General features: G+C 33.4%; 16 protein-coding genes. 15 read left to right on the top strand and 1 reads right to left on the bottom strand.

All coding sequences use genetic code 11. From position 1 onward, the window contains the following. Window positions 1–12: 12 nt before the first annotated feature. The 13 genes from sov (at window position 13) to ACXX80_RS03260 (ending at window position 16332) form a co-directional block, all read left to right on the top strand. Window positions 13–7161 (top strand): T9SS outer membrane translocon Sov/SprA, encoded by a 7149-nt coding sequence (gene sov / locus ACXX80_RS03320; protein WP_458551988.1) that lies wholly within the window; start codon window positions 13–15, stop codon window positions 7159–7161. Between the two features lie 93 nt (window positions 7162–7254). Further along, window positions 7255–7635, top strand: a complete 381-nt coding sequence (gcvH, locus tag ACXX80_RS03315) for a glycine cleavage system protein GcvH (RefSeq protein ID WP_099714316.1) — start codon at window positions 7255–7257, stop codon at window positions 7633–7635. Window positions 7636–7648: 13 nt separating this feature from the next. Continuing rightward, entirely contained in the window at window positions 7649–8005 is a 357-nt protein-coding gene (locus ACXX80_RS03310) for a VanZ family protein (RefSeq protein ID WP_458551987.1), read from the top strand. Window positions 8006–8228: 223 nt separating this feature from the next. Next, window positions 8229–8972: a deoxyribose-phosphate aldolase gene (gene deoC / locus ACXX80_RS03305; RefSeq protein ID WP_458551986.1), complete on the top strand. Its 744-nt coding sequence runs from the start codon at window positions 8229–8231 to the stop codon at window positions 8970–8972. A gap of 19 nt (window positions 8973–8991) precedes the next feature. Further along, complete coding sequence (remB, locus tag ACXX80_RS03300) at window positions 8992–11115, top strand: gliding motility outer membrane protein RemB (protein ID WP_458551984.1); 2124 nt, start codon at window positions 8992–8994, stop codon at window positions 11113–11115. An 81-nt stretch (window positions 11116–11196) separates the two neighbouring features. Beyond that, the gene (gene cyoE, locus ACXX80_RS03295; protein WP_458551983.1) at window positions 11197–12099 is read left to right on the top strand and encodes a heme o synthase; all 903 of its coding nucleotides are present in this window, start codon (window positions 11197–11199) and stop codon (window positions 12097–12099) included. 2 nt (window positions 12100–12101) lie between these two features. Continuing rightward, entirely contained in the window at window positions 12102–12689 is a 588-nt protein-coding gene (locus ACXX80_RS03290; protein WP_099714319.1) for a cytochrome c oxidase subunit 3, read from the top strand. Between the two features lie 42 nt (window positions 12690–12731). Further along, on the top strand, window positions 12732–13709 hold the full coding sequence (locus tag ACXX80_RS03285; protein WP_315206358.1) for a cytochrome c oxidase subunit 3: 978 nt from the start codon (window positions 12732–12734) through the stop codon (window positions 13707–13709). A gap of 19 nt (window positions 13710–13728) precedes the next feature. Continuing rightward, complete coding sequence (locus tag ACXX80_RS03280) at window positions 13729–14079, top strand: cytochrome C oxidase subunit IV family protein (RefSeq protein ID WP_099714321.1); 351 nt, start codon at window positions 13729–13731, stop codon at window positions 14077–14079. 75 nt (window positions 14080–14154) lie between these two features. Then, a complete protein-coding gene (locus ACXX80_RS03275; protein ID WP_458551981.1) occupies window positions 14155–14796 on the top strand; it encodes a hypothetical protein in 642 nt (213 codons plus the stop codon). A 6-nt stretch (window positions 14797–14802) separates the two neighbouring features. Then, window positions 14803–15489: an SCO family protein gene (locus tag ACXX80_RS03270; protein WP_458551980.1), complete on the top strand. Its 687-nt coding sequence runs from the start codon at window positions 14803–14805 to the stop codon at window positions 15487–15489. 2 nt (window positions 15490–15491) lie between these two features. Continuing rightward, the gene (locus ACXX80_RS03265; protein ID WP_458551979.1) at window positions 15492–16076 is read left to right on the top strand and encodes a DUF420 domain-containing protein; all 585 of its coding nucleotides are present in this window, start codon (window positions 15492–15494) and stop codon (window positions 16074–16076) included. Then, on the top strand, window positions 16066–16332 hold the full coding sequence (locus ACXX80_RS03260; RefSeq protein ID WP_315206369.1) for a CAMCR motif-containing small membrane protein: 267 nt from the start codon (window positions 16066–16068) through the stop codon (window positions 16330–16332). Before ACXX80_RS03265 ends, ACXX80_RS03260 begins: the two co-directional genes overlap by 11 nt. Before the next feature lie 82 nt (window positions 16333–16414). On the opposite strand, the gene ACXX80_RS03255 is transcribed toward ACXX80_RS03260, so the two are convergent. Next, window positions 16415–17824 carry a DUF4403 family protein gene (locus ACXX80_RS03255; RefSeq protein ID WP_458551977.1) on the bottom strand — a complete coding sequence of 470 codons (1410 nt, stop codon included), beginning with the start codon at window positions 17822–17824 and terminating at the stop codon, window positions 16415–16417. Between the two features lie 173 nt (window positions 17825–17997). On the opposite strand from ACXX80_RS03255, the gene ACXX80_RS03250 reads away from it, so the two are divergent. Beyond that, the gene (locus tag ACXX80_RS03250; RefSeq protein ID WP_315162943.1) at window positions 17998–18699 is read left to right on the top strand and encodes an ABC transporter ATP-binding protein; all 702 of its coding nucleotides are present in this window, start codon (window positions 17998–18000) and stop codon (window positions 18697–18699) included. Then, the gene (locus tag ACXX80_RS03245; RefSeq protein ID WP_417950615.1) at window positions 18692–19936 is read left to right on the top strand and encodes an ABC transporter permease; all 1245 of its coding nucleotides are present in this window, start codon (window positions 18692–18694) and stop codon (window positions 19934–19936) included. Before ACXX80_RS03250 ends, ACXX80_RS03245 begins: the two co-directional genes overlap by 8 nt. Window positions 19937–19938 lie beyond the last annotated feature (2 nt).

The raw sequence follows: 19938 nt of genomic DNA, 5'->3' as shown, positions 1-19938 counted from the left end.
AACACGAGTTGTATGCATAAAATTTGTACTTTTTTGCTTGTATTATTCTGTGGTTTTGCATCGCAAGCCCAAGTAAATCAAGCAGCTCAGGATACCGTTAAAACTGGATTTTCTATTGGAAAAGTCCAGATGAAAAACCCAAAGAGTATCCTCTCAGCTTATACCTATGACCCTATTACAGACAGGTATATTTACACTAATTCTGTCGATGGATTCTCCATCAATTATCCTATTATATTGACGCCAAAAGAATATGAAAAATTGGTTTTGAAAGAATCAATGCGCGATTATTTCAAAAAAAAGGTGGATGCTATTGAAGGTAAAAAAGAAGGTAGCGAAGAAGCTAAAAAAGATTTATTGCCAAGATATTACGTTAAATCAGGGCTTTTCGAATCTATTTTTGGAAGTAATACCATTGATGTAAAACCAACCGGATCTATAGAAATGGATTTAGGAATGCGTTATACAAAACAAGATAATCCCTCATTTTCACCCAGAAACAGATCCAATCTTTCTTTTGATTTTGATCAAAGGATAAGTATGAGTTTGATGGGAAAAGTAGGAACGCGACTTAATGTAAATGCTAATTACGATACGCAATCAACATTTGCTTTTCAAAATTTAATGAAGTTGGAATATGCGCCTTCAGAAGACGATATTATTCAAAAAATCGAAGTAGGAAATGTGAGTATGCCTTTGAATAGTTCTTTGATTCGAGGCGCGCAAAGTTTATTTGGTGTAAAAACACAATTGCAATTTGGAAAAACGACGATTACCGGAGTTTTTTCTGAGCAAAAGTCACAAACAAAAAGTTTAATCGCTCAAGGCGGAGGGACGATTCAAGATTTTGACATGTTTGCATTGGACTATGATAATGACAGACACTTTTTCTTATCCCAATACTTTAGAAGCAGATACGATAAATCATTAGTGAATTATCCATTTATAGACAGTAGGGTTCAAATTACCCGACTTGAAATTTGGGTAACTAACAAACAAAATAGGGTAGTAGCTACCAACAATAACCTCAGAAATATTATTGCACTTCAGGATTTAGGGGAAGGACAATTAAATGGTTTGACGGATAATGAAGTAGTTGTTTTGGATCCTATTCCTTCCAGTCCTCCGTTTTTTATTGCAGGACCGGATACTCCAACAGATAATAAAAACAATGCATACAATCCTGAATTAATTCAAGCAGGTGGTGGTTTATTGAATCCAAATATTCGTGAAATTGTAACTTCAAACTCAGGTTTTAATGTTACAGTAAGCGAAGGACAGGATTATTCTAAATTAGAAAATGCTCGAAAGCTGAATCCAAATGAATACACGTATAACGCGCAATTAGGATATATCTCATTACAACAAAGATTGGCTAATGATGAGGTTTTGGCAGTTGCTTATCAATATACAATTGGGGATCAGGTGTATCAAGTTGGGGAATTTGGGAATGACGGAGTTGATGCAACTGTAGTTACAGGAAACAGTCCTTCAAATCAAGCTATTATTTCTCAGAGTTTAATTCTGAAAATGCTGAAAAGTAATTTGACCAATGTTAAAAATCCTGTTTGGAACCTGATGATGAAAAACATCTATCAGATTCCGGGTGCTTATCAAGTAAAACAAGAGGATTTTAGATTTAACATTCTGTACACAGATCCATCGCCTTTAAATTATATTACTGAAGTTCCTGGAAGTCCTTTTCCTGCCAACCCTTTGCCTCAAAATGAAGTTGCCGAAACGCCTTTGTTAAAAGTATTTAACTTGGATAAATTAAATTATAACAATGATCCTCAAGCTGGAGGTGATGGTTTTTTTGATTTTATGCCGGGCTTAACTATGGATGCTCAATACGGAAGGATTATTTTTACTACGAAAGAACCATTTGGAGAATTATTGTTTTCTAAATTGTCAGCTGGAGGGGAAAATTATAACAATACGAGTTCTTATAATGAAAATCAAAAGAAATATGTGTTTCGCAGTATGTACCGAAACACACAATCTGGAGCTTTACAGGACAGTGATAAAAATAAATTTTTATTAAGAGGAAAATATAAATCATCTGGTGGAGACGGAATACCGATTGGCGCTTTAAATGTGCCGCAAGGTTCTGTTGTGGTTACTGCTGCAGGTAGAGTTTTAGTCGAAGGAATTGATTATAGTGTAAATTATCAATTGGGAAGAGTGCAGATTTTAGATCCATCACTTCAGGCTTCCAATACTCCAATCGAAGTTTCATTGGAAAATAATTCCGTTTTTGGTTTACAAACCAGAAGATTTATGGGCGTAAATGTGGAACATAAAATTTCGGAAAATTTCTTGATTGGAGGAACTTTCCTTAAGATGACTGAAAGACCTTTTACTCAAAAATCAAGCTTTGGTCAGGAATCAGTTAACAATACTATTTTTGGATTCAATACTAATTTTTCAACCGAAGTTCCTTTCTTGACTCGATTGGTGAATAAATTACCAAATGTAGATACTGATGTGCCATCTAATCTTTCCGTAAGAGGTGAAATCGCTTTTTTGAAACCAGATACTCCAAAAGCAGATCAATTTCAGGGTGAGTCTACCATTTATGTTGATGATTTCGAAGGGTCACAATCTACCATTGATATGCGGTCTCCTTATGCTTGGAGCCTGTCGTCAACACCGGAAAGAAATACCATGAGCACTTATGATTTCAATGCAAATGCAAATGATTTGAGTTATGGTTTTAAACGCGCCAAACTAGCTTGGTATTCTATTGATCCTATTTTTTATACTCAAAAACCAACAGGGATTTCAAATGAAGATTTGTCATTTAATAAAACCAGAAGAATTTTTAGTGAGGAATTGTATCCGTTAACGGATATTGCACAAGGACAGTCACAAGTTATAAATACATTAGATTTAAGTTATTATCCTTCTGATAGAGGTCCGTATAATAACAATTTGAATTCGGCTACAAATCCAAGAGATAATTTTGGAGGAATTATGCGCTCATTAAATTCGACTAATTTCGAACAAGGAAATGTTGAATATATTCAGTTTTGGGTATTAGATCCTTATGTAGGAAACGGTCAGGTGCCACAAGCGAATACGGGAAAAATTTATTTCAATTTAGGTGAAATATCTGAAGATGTTTTGAAAGATGGAAGAAAACAATATGAAAACGGACTTGGACCTGATCAGATATTGGTAAATCCACAGCCATTATGGGGAGATGTTCCGGCTTCACAATCACTAATTTATGCTTTTGATACTAATGTAGCAAACAGAACGAGTCAAGATATTGGTTTGGATGGTTTGGCTAATAGCAATGAAGGAGCAGTATATACAAATTTTGCCTCAGAGTTGGATCCAGCGGCAGATGATTATACCTTTTATTTGAATGCTTCCGGAGGAATTTTAGACCGATATAAAATGTATAACGGTACTGATGGAAACTCGGCAGTTGATATTAATGACCCTAACAGAGGAGCAACTACCGTTCCAGATGTAGAGGATATTAACAGGGATAATACGATGAATACTATCAATGCGTATTACGAATATAGTATTGATGTTCAGCCAAATATGAATGTAGGGGAAAATTATATTACTGATATAAGAAATACCCAAGTGACTTTGCCGGATGGTTCGACTACGGATGCGAGATGGCTGCAGTTTAAAATACCGGTTTCACAACCTGAAAATACTATAGGAAACATTTCTGATTTTAGATCTATACGTTTCATGAGAATGTTTATGACAGGTTTTAGTGAAGAAGTAACTGTTCGTTTTGGTGCGTTGGATTTGGTAAGAGGAGAATGGAGACGCTATACCAATACGCTTGATTTTAATGATACTAATGTTGCTGATGATAATACTAATGTTGATGTTTTAGCGGTTAATGTTCAGGAAAATAACGAGAGATGTCCAATTAATTATATTGTTCCTCCAGGAGTGCAACGAGAACAACTATACAATAATAATACGGTTATCAATCAAAATGAGCAGTCGTTAGCATTGAGAGTATCAGGAAGCGGATTAGAACCAGAAGATTCCAGAGCAGTTTTTAAAAATGTAAGTATTGATATGCGTCAATTCAAGAAACTGAAAATGTTTTTACACGCAGAATCATTACCAAATGAAGTTGTGCTACAAGACAATCAAATGGTTGGATTCATCCGTTTTGGAAATGACTTTACTCAAAATTTTTATCAAATTGAAATTCCTTTAAAAGTGACGAACCCAACTTCTGCTTCAAATACAGATTGTTCGCCTTTGAGCGCTGAGGAAGTTTGGCCAGAAGAAAATGAGATTGATTTGTCTTTGGCTTTATTGACAAAATTGAAAATTCTTGCAATGAGTATTAACCCAAGCACATTGCCCTTAGATGGTATTTATTATCCGGATAATGATCCGGCAAATACGGAGGGTGACGGAAGTGACAGGTTGCGATTGGGTATAAAAGGAAATCCTAATTTTGGATTAGTACGAACGCTTATGGTTGGTCTAAAAAACAATGAATCCCGAAATGATATTAAAGGAGAAGTTTGGTTCAATGAACTTCGCTTAGCTGATATGGATAATCAAGGCGGGATGGCTGCTTTATTGAATGTTGATACAAATTTAGCTGATTTTGCTACAGTTTCTGCTTCAGGTAAAAAGAGTACTATTGGTTTTGGAACTTTAGAACAAGGACCAAACGAAAGAAATCGTGAGGACACAGAGCAGTATAGTATTGTGACAAATGTTAATCTTGGTAAATTATTGCCTCCAAAATGGCAAATTAATCTGCCTTTTAATTATGCTATTGGTGAGGAGACTATAACTCCGGAATATGATCCTTTTAATCAAGACATAAAACTAAAACAATTGCTTGCTAATACAGCGGACCAGAACGAAAAAGACAATATTGAAAAAAGAGCTATTGATTATACAAAACGTAAAAGTATAAACTTCATTGGGGTTAGAAAAGACCGCAGTCCAGAACAAAAACAGCGTGTATACGATCCGGAGAATTTTACTTTTTCTCAGTCTTTTAATGAAGTGGAAAGACATGATTTTGAAATTGAAGATTATGTAGATCAGCAAGTAAATACATCGGTGGACTATGCCTATACTTTTAAACCAAAATCAGTAGAGCCTTTCAAGAAGACAAAATTCATGAAAAAAAGTAATTATTGGAAATTATTAAGCGATTTCAATTTTAATTATTTGCCTTCTAATGTGTCGTTTAATACCAATATCATCAGACAATACAACCGTCAGCAATTTAGACAGGTAGATGTTGAGGGAATTGGATTGGACCCTTTGTATCGAAGAAATTTTGCCTTCAATTATCAATATGGATTTAATTATAATTTGACTAAGTCATTGAAATTAAATTATACGGCTTCTTCCAGTAATATTGTAAAAAATTATTTGAATGAGGACAATGAACCTATAGATACTTTTACAATCTGGGATAGTTATTGGGACATTGGAGATCCAAATCAACACATGCAACAATTGGTTGTGAATTATGAAATTCCAATTAATAAAATTCCATTATTTAGTTTTGTCAAAGCCAATTATTCCTATACGGGAGACTATAGCTGGCAGCGTACTTCTAATGCATTGTCACAAATAGAAATCGAAGGGAATAATTATAATTTAGGAAACACCGTTCAAAATGCGAGTTCAAACAATTTGAATGCAACTTTAAATATGGACATGTTGTATAAATATTTAGGGCTGACAAAAAATGCAAATAAAACGGTTCCAAAACCTAAAACAACTGCTCCAAAACCAGGTGAAAAAATAGTAAATACAAATCCTAATCAAGTACCAAAAAACAATGAATTTGTAGATGGTTTTATAGGTGTTTTGACTAGTATTAAAAACATTCAGATGAATTACACCTATAACAGCGGTACGGTTTTACCCGGCTATACACCAAGTGTAGGATTTTTGGGTTCGTCAAGGCCATCGTTAGGATTTATTTTTGGAAGTCAAGCCGATGTGCGATATGAAGCAGCAAAAAGAGGTTGGTTGACTAATTATCCTGATTTTAATCAAAATTTTTCTCAAGTAACCAATAAATTATTTAAAGCTACTGCAAATGTAGATTTGTTACCAGATTTAAAAGTTGACCTGACATTAGACCGCGCTTACTCTGAAAATTCTACAGAACAATATGATGTTACGGATGGGGTTTATAATCCTAGATCGCCATATGATACAGGTATTTTTTCAATTTCTGCGATGTTGATAAAAACTTCGTTTTCTGCTAGTGATGAAAATTCATCGGTTGCATTTGATGATTTTAGAATGAACAGACTTACGGTAGCCAATCGATTAGCTACACAACGAGGAATTGATGTCAATAATCCAGGTAATTTAGACCCAGATGGATTTCCGATAGGGTATGGAAAAAATAATCAAGCAGTATTGTTGCCTGCATTTTTAGCGGCTTACTCAGGCGGAAATGCTTCGGATGTTTCTCTCGGGATTTTTAGAAACTTCCCGATTCCAAATTGGTCGATAAAATACAATGGCTTGATGCGTTATGGTTTGTTTAAAAAGAATTTTAAACGTTTCTCTTTGCAACATAATTATAGAGCTTCTTACACGATAAATGCGTTTAGATCAAATTTTGAATACGACAAAGACCCAGATGGAAAGGATGCTAGTGGTAATTTTTTCAATCAAACTATAATGTCAAATATAAACTTGGTGGAACAATTTAATCCATTGTTAAGAATGGATTTTGAATTGAAAAGTTCATTAAAAGTATTGGCTGAAATTAAAAAAGACAGAGCTTTATCAATGAGTTTTGATAATAATTTGTTGACAGAAGTTAAAGGGATAGAATATGTGGTAGGACTGGGTTATCGTTTCAAAGATGTGATTTTCTCTTCCAGGCTAGCTGATAATCCAACAGGAATAATAAAAAGCGATATCAATTTGAAAGCAGATGTGACCTATAGAAACAATCAAACGATTGTAAGATATTTGGATTACGATAACAATCAATTGGCAGGAGGACAAAACATATGGTCTTTGACGGTCAAAGCAGATTATGCTTTTAGTAAAAACCTTACGGCTATTTTCTACTATGATCACTCTTTTTCAAAAGCAGTAATATCCACTTCTTTTCCGTTGACAAATGTTCGTTCCGGAATCACACTTCGTTATAATTTTGGGAATTAATTTTTCTAAAAGGGAACAATTTTGAATAGAAGATTATTACATTTGTGGCATAAAATTTAAATTATCAATAAATAATTATCAATTACAATTTATATGAACATACCAGTAAATTTAAAGTACACTAAAGATCACGAATGGGTTAGTATTGATGGCGATACTGCAACTGTAGGAATCACTGATTTCGCACAAAAAGAATTAGGAGATATCGTTTATGTTGAAGTTGAAACTTTAGACCAGACTTTAGACAAAGATGAGGTTTTTGGTACGGTAGAAGCAGTTAAAACCGTTTCTGATTTGTTCCTTCCATTGACAGGTGAAATTATTGCTTTCAATGACGCTCTTGAAAGTACTCCTGAAAGTGTTAATTCAGACCCTTATGGAGCTGGATGGATGATCAAAATAAAAATTGCAAATATGGCAGAAGTAGATGATTTGTTATCTAGTGATTCTTACAAAGAACTTATTGGTGCCTAAACAAATATATTTTTTGGCCGCTTTATTATGGGCTGGAGTTATTGCTTTTTTTTGTTTGGTTCAACTGAATAATGTTCCACTGGGAGAGGTTTCAAATCTGGATAAATTAGTGCATGTTTTTTTTCATTTTGTTTTAACAGTGCTTTGTTTTTTATTTCTTCAAAAATATACAAATGCATTAAACAGTTTAAAACCCATAATAATTTCTTTTCTGTTTTCTGTTTTTTTTGGAATAGGTATTGAAATTGCGCAAGAATTATTTACAACCACAAGGCATGCAGATGTATTTGATGTTTTAGCAAATTTATCTGGTGCAATTTTAGGAGTAGCTGTTGTCATTTTATTGGATTTAAAAACAAAGTTTAGATAAAATTCAATTTATTATAGAGTCCCACTTTGGTGGGACTTTTTATTTTATGGCATTCAAAAACACGAATGTTTATTTAGTATGGTTCATCTTTTTTTTAAAAGCATGTAAAAACTTCAGTTCTAGCGTTAAAAATGCAAAAAAGTAAAATTTTATAGTAAACTTATGTTTATATAAAATGTATTTTTGTGCGTAATAATCGACTCTAATTAAGAAATCAAAGCGCATGAATATCAAGCAATATTTAGATTCTACCTATTTAAAAACGGCAGAAGAAGCGGGACTCAGCGAAAAAGAAAATACTTTGGTAGTCAAAGGATTTGTCCAAGAAGCAATTGAGGAACATTTTAAGCTTATTATGATTCGTCCTAATATGGTTTCATTGGCAAAAAAAATGATTGTTGAGGCAAATTCAGTTGTATCAATAGGAACTGTAATTGATTTTCCTGAAGGTAAATCTTCGTTAGAAAATAAACTTATCGAAGCTCTTCAAGCTATACAGGATGGTACTGATGATTTAGATTTTGTATGTAATTATGAAGCATTCAAAAGAGGAGATTTAGCCTTGGTAAAAGAAGAAGTTTTGAAATGTACCCAATTGGGTTTAGATAATAATAAGGTTGTAAAGTGGATTATTGAAGTGGCGGCTTTAAGTGATAAGGAGATTATCCAGTTGTCAAGTTTGATAAAAAATATAATAGTTTCTAATTTCAAACAAGAGCTCTTTGCATCAGTTTTTGTGAAGTCCTCGACGGGTTTTTATAAAACAGAAAATAATTTACCAAACGGCGCCACTATTCCTTCAATACTGATGATGCTTGAAAATGCATCGCCCCTTCCCGTGAAAGCTGCAGGAGGTGTAAGGACCTATGAGGAAGCGGTTAAGATGATTCAATTAGGAGTGAAAAGAATAGGTACATCAGGCGCAAAAAGTATTGCTAACGGACAAAATTCACATAATGAATATTAAATTCACAAAAAATATAAACATGAAAAAAGGGTTGTTGGCTTTATTTTTATTTTCGTACTCCTTTTTTACATATTCTCAAGATTTAAATACTGCTTCAGTACAATCAGGCAAATCGGCGGAGCGATTTCCTGTTTTTCCGGATTGTGTAAATCTACAATCTAAAGTTTTAGAAAGCTGTTTTTACAATCAAGTTCAGGATTTTGTTTTTCAAAATTTTCAAGTTCCGGATAATTTAAAACAAAATAATTTTCAAGGGAATGTAAAAGTCCTTTTTGAAGTGGACAGTAATGGTGTTTTTAAAGTGATTTATGTTGATGCTGTTGATGAAGCATTGATAAAAGAAACAAAAAGGGTTTTTGGTACATTTCCAAAAATAGAACCGTCAACCTATAACGGAAAACCTACCTATTCTAAGTTTACCATAACTATTGCCATACCTTTAAAAAGTAGGGATGAAATTGAGGCTGAAGCTTTGGCGAAAGCCGAAATCGTTTCAAATAATAAACCGAAACTTACGGAATTAGATAGTATTGTTTATAAAAAATTCACTAATTCTGAGTTTGAAAGTCATTTGAATGTTCCTTTTTCGCATAGTTATTACGCTCAGTTTGATGGGGCCTTAAATCAAGTGGGAAGTAATAATCACACCGCTTCAAAACCATATACGTATGCTGAGGTTTCAAAATATTACGACTTGAAAGCAGTTAATGAAAAGATAAAAAAGAAAGCTTCTAGTTGGTGGGCAAGAAAATTATGGAATGAGAGTACTGTAGAAATCCAGGGCGATGGGTATTGGTTTACATTAAATCCTATACTTGATTTACAAGTTGGTAAAGCTTCAAAAAGTGAGGCGTCTTACAGTTATGTAAATACACGAGGACTCAATTTTAGAGGAGGTTTGGGCAAGCAGCTTAACTTTTCTACCACGGTTTTTGAGAGCCAAGGACGTTTTGCAGATTACTTAAATCGTTATGCAGAATCTATTAAGCCCGCTGGAGGAAATCCTGCGATTATTCCGGGGATAGGAATTGCAAAAGACTTCAAAACAGATGCGTATGATTTTCCTTTGGCTGAAGCCAATTTGACTTTTGCGCCCAGTAAATATTATGATTTGCAATTGGGTTACGGCAGAAATTTTATTGGTGATGGATACCGCTCTTTGTTAGAAAGTGATGGTGCCAGTCCGTATCCTTATTTCAAATTGAACACTAATTTTTGGAAAATAAAATATACGAATACATATATGTGGCTCAAGGATGTTCGTCCTGAGGTGACATTAGAAAGAACGTATGCCACAAAATTTATGGCAAATCATTATTTGAGTTGGAATGTTTCAAATAAATTAAATCTTGGTTTTTTCGAATCGGTAATTTGGACTAACACGAATGACAGAGGATTTGATGTGAATTTTGTGAATCCAATCATATTTTATCGTTCAGTTGAATTTGCATCTTCGGCAAGAAGTGGAAATGCAGTTTTAGGATTGACTTTTAAGTACAAATGGAGTAATCAAATCAATTTTTACGGACAGTTTATTCTGGATGAATTTTCTCTTGGAGACATCAAGGAGAGAGACAATAGTTGGAAAAATAAGTACGGTTATCAGTTAGGTATTAAGTACTACAATGCTTTCGAAGTAGATAATTTATTGTTGCAATTAGAATACAATCATGTGCGTCCGTATGTGTATTCTCATAGTATGCCAATTACAAATTATGCGCATAACAATCAGAGTATTGGGCATCAATGGGGCGGAAATTTCAAGGAATTTATTGCCATTGCTCGTTATCATAAAGGAAGGCTTTTTGCTGATGCAAAAGTTACTGTGGGAACACGAGGACTGGATTTTGATACAGCCGAAGACAGTTTTAATTACGGTGGGAATATCTATAAAGATTACGATGAAAATAGGGCTTTTGATAGTGGTGTAAAAGTAGGCCAGGGAAATAAAACGGCTGTTTTTATAGCTGATTTTCAAGGTGGTTATTTGGTGAATCCAGCTACGAACCTGAAGCTTTTTGGATGTTATATTTACAGAAGTTTTGATCCTGCAAAAAACACTGTGACCACTTTTACCGAAAGCACTAATTGGTTTACTTTAGGATTGAGAGCTGATATTTTTAATTGGTATTTTGATTATTAATCTTTTGTGAATTGTTTTTTGTCAAATCCCTTTTGATACACTACTTTTGCAAAAGTTTTTCAAAACAAACAAACTCTAGTATTGGACGCAACACAAAATACATTTTCATTAAAATCCATTTATATTGATTTCCGAGAGATCACTAAGGCGCGTTTAGCTATTAGTGTTGTGTTTTCGTCTATCGCGGGATTTATGCTTGGGATTTATGATTTGCATTCATTGGATTGGATGGTTTTACTAAAATTGGCAGTTGGTGGCTATTGTATGGTAGGAGCATCAAATGCTTTTAATCAAGTTATTGAAAAAGATTTAGATGCTTTGATGGATAGAACGAAAAATCGTCCCGTTCCAGCTGGCAGAATGTCTCAGGTTACGGCTTTGATTATTGCGAGTTTTTTAACGATTGTAGGGATTGCGATGCTTTATACGATCAATCCAAAAACCGCTATGTTTGGCGCCATTTCAATATTTTTATATACAAGCGTTTATACTCCTTTGAAAACGATGACTTCATTGTCTGTTTTTGTGGGAGCTTTCCCTGGAGCAATTCCTTTTATGTTGGGTTGGGTTGCGGCAACAGGAGAATTTGGAATAGAAGCGGGAACTTTGTTTTTAATTCAGTTTTTTTGGCAATTTCCCCATTTTTGGGCGATTGGGTGGTTTTTGTATGAAGATTATGAGAAAGCCGGTTTCTTTATGTTGCCTACAGGTAAAAAAGACAAAGGAACTGCATTGCAGATTATTCTATATACAGTTTGGTTGATTTTGGCGTCACTTTTACCAGTTTTGGGTTATACAGGACGATTATACATGACGCCAATTGCTGCGATTATTGTATTTTTACTGGGATTATGGATGCTTTTTTATGCTGTTCGATTATATAAATTAAGAACTGCAAAAGCGGCCAGAACTTTAATGCTAGTTAGCGTTTCTTATATTACATTGTTACAATTGGTTTATATATTTGATAAATTTTTAAGATAGTTATGGAGATGATAATGACAACTGAGGAACAAAAATCCAGAACAGCCAGATCATATAAGTTGATTTTGTTGTTTGCAATGGTAAGTATGACTATGATGTTTGCTGGTCTTACCAGTGCTTTTGTAGTGAGTAAGTCAAGAGCTGACTGGTTAAAGGATTTTCAATTACCAATAGCATTTTATTATAGTACAGCAGCTATAATAGGTTGTAGTGTTGCTTTTCATTTGGCTAAAAAAGCAATTCAGAAAAACAATCAAAGTAAAACGACAATTTTTCTTTTGACGACATTAGTTCTAGGAATATTGTTTGTAATTTTACAGTTCGTAGGATTTGGACAAATAGTGGATAATGGGTATTATTTCACCGGAAGTGGAAGCTCAATAACCACTACTTTTTTATACGTTGTTACGGTTGTGCACTTGATTCACCTTGCTGGTGGCGTGATTTCACTTCTAATTATAATTTATAATCATTTTAAACAAAAATACAATTCATCTCAAACCCTTGGAATTGAACTAGGTGCAATGTACTGGCACTTTCTTGACTTATTATGGGTTTATTTGTTTTTGTTTTTATATTTCTTTAAATAAGAAAAAAACGTAAATTTGGGAACTTTTTAACGAATATCTTTTATGGAAGCGACAGTTACTACTGCAAATAGTGAAGAAAAAACTTGGGGAGGCGGCAATGAGCCAATGGGAGCAAGTTATGGCAAATTAATGATGTGGTTTTTTATCGTATCAGATGCTTTAACGTTCTCTGGATTTCTAGCGGCGTATGGTTTTTCTCGATTTAAATTTATTGAAACTTGGCCATTGGCCGATGAAGTGTTTACTCACTTCCCATTTATGCACGGCGTTTCTGCTCCGATGTATTATGTGGCATTAATGACTTTTATTTTGATTTTTTCATCTGTAACAATGGTTTTGGCTGTTGATGCAGGTCATCAAATGAAAAAGAACAAAGTAGTTCTTTACATGTTCTTAACCATTATCGGTGGTTTGATTTTCGTAGGATCTCAAGCATGGGAATGGAAAAATTTCATCAAAGGGGAATACGGAGCTATCGAAACAAAAGGAGGAAGTTTACTTCAGTTTGTGGATAAAGACGGTAATCGTGTTGCTTTAGCTGAGTTTGCAGCTGTTTTACCTGAAGAAAGAGAACAGTTGACTAGAAGTAAAGGAAAATGGTTTATGGATGAACCAACTTTGCCTTCTTATTCTGTTGCCGAAGTTCAAGCGGGTTTCAAAGCACATCCTGAGCTTTTGATCAGAACTGAGGTTATAACCAAAGACAAGAAGAAAACAATCCTTTCGAGAGAAGAGTCTGAAGCAAGATTGAGTCAAGCACATTATGTTGTTGAAGGCGCAAACTTGGTAAGAAACGAATACGGAAGTAAATTATTTGCTGACTTCTTTTTCTTTATCACTGGTTTCCACGGATTCCACGTTTTTTCTGGAGTAATCATTAATATTATCATATTTTTCAATGTGTTAATTGGAACTTATGAGAAAAGAAAAAGTTATGAAATGGTAGAAAAAGTGGGTCTATATTGGCACTTTGTCGATTTAGTATGGGTATTTGTATTTACAGTTTTCTATCTAGTTTAATTTTCAAAAAGTAATTATCATGTCACACGAACACGTATCTAATATAGGTAGAATCTGGAAAGTTTTCGGAATATTATCTGCCGTTACTATTGTTGAAGTTTATTTGGGTATATTGAAACCAGATTTCCTTTTCATGAATGATTTTTTAAGTATGAACTTACTTAATTGGATATTCTATGCTCTTACTATTTTTAAAGCCTATTACATTGTATATGCATTTATGCACATGGAAGGTGAAAAAAGTTCTTTAAGAAGTGCAGTTGTTTTTCCAGTAATTTTTCTGATATTATATTTACTCTTCATTCTTTTGACAGAAGGGGATTATATTTATGAGGTTTTTAAAAATTCTACTATTAAATGGAATTTTTAACAAGATATTAATTCAAAAAGAGGGTACGCATTGCGTACCTTTTTTTATTTTTGTACTTTAATAAGTATCACTACAATGAAAAAAAATATTGTCCTTTTCGTTCTTTTTATTTTACCTATAGTTGCCTACCTTTTTTTTGCTTCAGGTGTGAATGGCTTTACTAAATTACCTACAATAACTCCTAATACTGCTGATTTAGGTAATTGGCAATCTTTAGACGGCCAAAAAGTTAGTTTGAATGGCAAAGTAACGATTCTCGGTTTTATGGGCACTGAGCTTTTAATAAACAGAGGAAATCTTTTCAATTTAAATCAAAAAATTTATCAAAGGTATCATGAGTTCAAAGATGTTCAGTTTGTGATGATTTGTCCAACTGGAACTGAAAAAGATGCTAAAAAAGTGGTAGATGCTTTGGGTGCTTTTACTGATGTTGCTCAATGGCGCTTTGTATTTGCATCAACAGAAGAGATTGCCACTTATTATGATCAATTGAAATTGGTTGAAAAATTAGATGAGAATTCTGGTACGCCAAAAGTCTACATTATTGATAAAAAACGAAATCTTCGCGGTCGAAAACTAGTAAAAAACACTAAAGAAGGTTACAATACATTTCACCCAGCAGAGTTGAGTAATGAAATGCTGGATGATTTTAAAGTTATACTTTATGAATATCGAGCAGCTCTTAAAAAGAACAACAACGCTACTAGAAAAATTTAATATTATATGTTCAAAAATAAATCATACATAGGAATCTCTTTTATTATTTTGATTTTTGGGATTTATGCAGTTCCAAAAATAGTTGAAAGAATTAAAAACGATAAAGTGGTTCAAGGGGATAGACTTGACAGTGTTAATCCAGTAACTGCAGAAGAAGGGCAACTAATTAAAATAGGACCTGCGCCTAAATTCGAATTAGTAAATCAAGACAACAAGAAAATTACTAATGAAACCTACAAGGGTAAAGTGTATGTTTTGGAATTTTTCTTTTCTACCTGTCCTACGATTTGCCCAAAAATGAATGAAAGTATGTTGGTTTTAGAAAAGAGTTTTTTTGGTAATCCTAATTTTGGAATTGTCTCAATTACTATAGATCCAGCTCATGACACGCCACAAGTATTAAAAGACCATGCAGATCTTTTAGGTGTAAAATCCTCCAATTGGAATTTTTTAACCGGAGATAAAGCCTATATTTTTAATTTAGCTAATAAAGGTTTTAATCTTTATGCAGGTGAGAATAAAAAAGTTGCTGGTGGTTTCGAACATTCAGGATTGTTTGCATTGATTGATAAAAATGGAAATATCCGTTGTAGAAATGATGATTTTGGAAATCCAATTTTATATTATGATGGTTTGGATAAAAAAGGAGTAAGAAATATTCAGCAAGATATTAATATTTTATTAAAAGAATAATAATGGAAAATAACACGTTAGAACATAGGTTTAATAAGTTTATTATAGCAGTTTCAATTTTAATACCAGTTGTGGTAGCCATACTTTTTGGAGTAAAATTAAAAGATTTTGGATATAATGTAGAACCACTTTCATTTTTGCCACCAATATATGCTACTACCAATGGTATTACAGCTATTATTTTAATCGCGGCAGTTGTTGCTATTAAAAATGGAAAAAGAAAACTTCATGAAAGGTTAATGACTTCAGCTATTGCTTTGTCTGTTGCTTTTCTAGTTATGTATGTAGCGTATCATATGACTTCTGATTCTGCTGTATTCGGAGACTTAAATCATAACCATTTATTGGAAGATTCTGAAAAATTAAGTGTCGGATCTTTGAGAATAGTTTATTTGCTAATTTTAATTACTCATATTATTTTGTCGATTGCCATTATTCCTATGGTTTTAATAACGTATGTTAGAGCATTGGCAGAAAATTTTGACAAGCATAAAAAAATATCCAAAATTACTTTTCCTATTTGGTTGTATGTTGCCGTAACTGGAGTAGTTGTTTATTTAATGATTTCACCGTATTATGTATACTAAATCTAAGAGTAAAGAGTTAAAAGCTAAGAGTAGAATCGAGAAGTTTTGCGTTTATGCCTTTCTTCTGGTTTTTAGTCTTTCCTCGCTATCAGCAAATGCGCAATGTGCCATGTGTCGCGCCGCATTGACTAGTGAAGGAAATACAACTAAAGCAGCAGCGGTAAATGATGGAATCGTTTATTTAATGGTAATTCCATATCTGCTTGTTGCAGGAATTGGGTATGCTATCTATCGAATGAAAAAGAAAAAATCCTAAAAAATTAATTTCAATAGCGATTCAAAAATCAATCTTAAAACATTGTGTTTGATGGTTTACTGATGACTACAAACTGACCACTCTACTTCAGTCCATCTACGGAAACATTAACGGTTCCTTTTACTTTTATAAAGGCAATAATAGCTTGATTTGTCAATTGGATTTTTTGAAATTGAATTTCCTCCATTTTTCCGTTTACAAAAACCCCTTGCATCGGAGAATAATTTTTTAAATAGGTCATCATGCTTTTTTGGCCTTCTTCAAGATTTGGTTTGATGGAGTAGCGACAGCTTTGCTCTATTTTTCTTAAAATTAGTCCTTGCGCTAACCAATTGGCAGTTCGCATTAATTTATTTTTTGTGTCTAAAGCATAATCCAATTGGTCGAAAAATACTTCTTTGGTTTTGTCGTTATATTGAGGAAAACCGGCTAAATAGATGGTTCCGTTTACAGATCCCAATACATCTAAAGCAATTATCATTTTTCCGTTTTTGTGCCAAATAGCAACATTTTGAACTTTTACTTTCTTGGAACCTGAACCAAATTCTTGTCCGGCGAAATTCTTAGTCATTAGTTTTGAAGCTTCTAGATAGGTAGAAACAGCAACAATGTTTGCAGTAATTTCCTGAGGTATTTTAGATACGGGTTTTAAAACAATTTTGCTGGCATTAAATTTAGATTCGGGTTGCCTTCCTATTAATGTTTCCATGTTGCATTTCATTCCCATTTCCAATACAAAAGTGTCGTTTTTGAGTTTGGCATTAGTAGAATAAATTTCGATAGGAACAATTCGAAGCCAACTTTCATAAGTCTCACTCATTTGAAAAGGAACGCAAATTTTTTCTAATGCTGCCAAAACATTCGGCTTGAAATCCATTGATTTTGCAATAGCATCATCAATTTTCTTTTCTATTTTAGACTTGAAAAGCTTTATTCCGGGATTGATAAGATAGGTTACGGGCACATTTTTTCCAAAAACGGTCATCGTAGGACTTTCATTCCAATCCAATGATTTTAGTTCCGTTTTGGTATTCATTTTCCAATTGGTTAAACCTACATCGCTGAGTAAAGTTACGACGCCATCAAGATTAAATTCTTTAGTGTTGTATAATTCGACACCCATTTTCTTTGTTCCGATCCTATATTTTACGATAGCTTTCAAGGGTAAGACCGTTCTGATTTTTTGACCATTGGCAGCGTTGTCATTTTTGATTGTGATTGGTGCTAATTTCCAAATCTTCATTTCAATATCATCATCTTCGATATTATTGTCTTCATAAATCAGCCCATTCAGAAGTGAATTTGTTTGGTTTTCGATATCCTTCAATTTTACACTGATGGGTAAATTGATAAAGGAAGGAGTGTTTTCGTATACTAAAGGAGTGGCATCATCTGGTTCTGGTTTTAGAGTAGCTATTTTGTTTGTCGTAGAACAGCTTGTTATCAATATGATAGAAAAAAAGGTAAGAAGGGCTAAAAAATATCTATGCATTTTATTTTAGTTTGATGAGGCAAAATTAGCAAAACAATTCTTTTTTAGGATTAATGTGTAACATTTTCACAGCAATTAAGTCTTATGATTAAATTCCTGATAAAGGTATTAACGTTTTCTTATTACAATTTCTTTTAGAGAAGAATTAATATTGTTTTAAAATTAACATAATTATGATTGAAATTAAAGATTTGCATAAGTCCTATAAAATGGGAAATTCCGAATTACATGTATTAAAAGGAATTAATTTCAACATTAAAGAAGGGGAATTGGTAGCTATTATGGGTTCTTCTGGTTCAGGGAAATCTACACTGCTTAATATTCTTGGAATTCTTGACGAAGCTGATTCTGGGAATTACATTTTGGATAATGTGCCTATTAAAAATCTCAACGAAACTATTGCTTCAAGATATCGCAACAAGTTTTTAGGTTTTGTTTTTCAATCTTTCAATTTAATAAATTATAAAAGTGCTTTAGATAATGTGGCGATGCCATTATATTATCAAGGTATAAAAAGGAAAGAACGCAATGAAATTGCAATGAATTTTTTGGAAAAAGTAGGTTTGTCATCACATTCACATCACTTACCAAATGAACTTTCCGGTGGACAAAAACAACGTGTTGCCATTGCAAGAGCATTGGCCTCAAATCCCAAAGTATTATTGGCCGATGAGCCTACAGGAGCTTTGGATACCAAAACATCTTATGAAGTTATGGAGTTGATACAAGGGATTAATGACGAGGGAAAAACCATTTTGATTGTAACGCATGAGCCTGATATTGCTGCCATGTGCAAAAGAAATGTGGTTTTAAAAGATGGTTTAATCATCGATGATAAATTAGTAGAACAAGTAAGAGCATCCGCTTATGTTTAATGTAGAGCGCTGGCAGGAAATTTTTGAGGCAATTGCCAAGAACAAACTGAGAACTTTTCTCACGGGAATTTCTGTGGCTTCTGGAATTTTCATATTAGTAATCCTTTTGGGCGTGGGTAAAGGACTTCAAAATGGGATTGAAAAACAGTTTGAACGTGATGCTGATGGATTAATTTCTGTTTGGTCAGGTACTACAACAAAAGGGTTTAAAGGATTAAATCCGGGGAGACAAATTCAATTCAGAAATAGTGACTATGCTATTTCAATTCAGAAATTTGGAGATCAATTAAACATAAAATCTGCCAATTATATTTTTTGGAACGGAGTTATGGTTTATGGTAAAGAAACTGGAAATTATAGATTTATAGGGGTTTATCCTGATTATATAAATGTTGAAAATGCCACCATAGTTGAAGGAAGATTTATCAATGAAAATGATTTAAAAAACAGTGAAAAAGTAACGGTTATTGGACAAAAAGTAAAGTTGGATTTGTTTAAAGAAAAAAATCCTATTGGTGAACAGATTGTCATTAATAATATCACATTTAAAGTGATAGGAGTTTTTACTGATCCTGCTGGAGAAAGGGAGGAATCCAGAGTTTATTTGCCGTTGACAACGACGCAACAAGCTTTTGGTGTAGGGGATAAAATTAGTAATCTTGATTTTACACTTCCTAAAAAAGATACTTACGAGGAAGCTTTAGCGCAATCAACAAAATTCACAGAAGAGTTAGGACAATTATTGAGAAGTAAAAATACAATTGCACCAGATGATGAAAGTGCTATAGGAATTAATAATTCTATAAAAAATGCAAAACAGTTTTATGATTTAAATCTATATATCCGATTGTTTTTTTGGTGGGTTGGAATTTGTACCATAATCGCAGGAGTAGTTGGAGTAAGTAATATCATGTTGATTATTGTAAAAGAAAGAACCAAAGAAATTGGTATTAGAAAAGCACTTGGCGCCTCTCCTGTTTCTATCATCGGAATGATTTTGCATGAATCCATTTTTATTACGACAATAGCTGGATTTGTTGGGCTTTTATCAAGTTTATTATTGCTGGAGTTAGTTGGTCCGCAAGTATCAAGCGATTATTTTTTGAATCCCGAAGTTGATTTTAGCATTGCTTTAACCACTTTGATATTATTAGTTGTTGCTGGTGCTTTGGCTGGATTTTTTCCGGCATACAGAGCTGCCAAAATTAAACCCATTGTAGCACTTAGAGACGAATAATT

It is taken from the genome of Flavobacterium sp. GNP002, from assembly GCF_054343795.1.
Note: the sequence above shows the minus strand (reverse complement) of the source record. Positions and strands in the feature narration are given on the sequence as shown.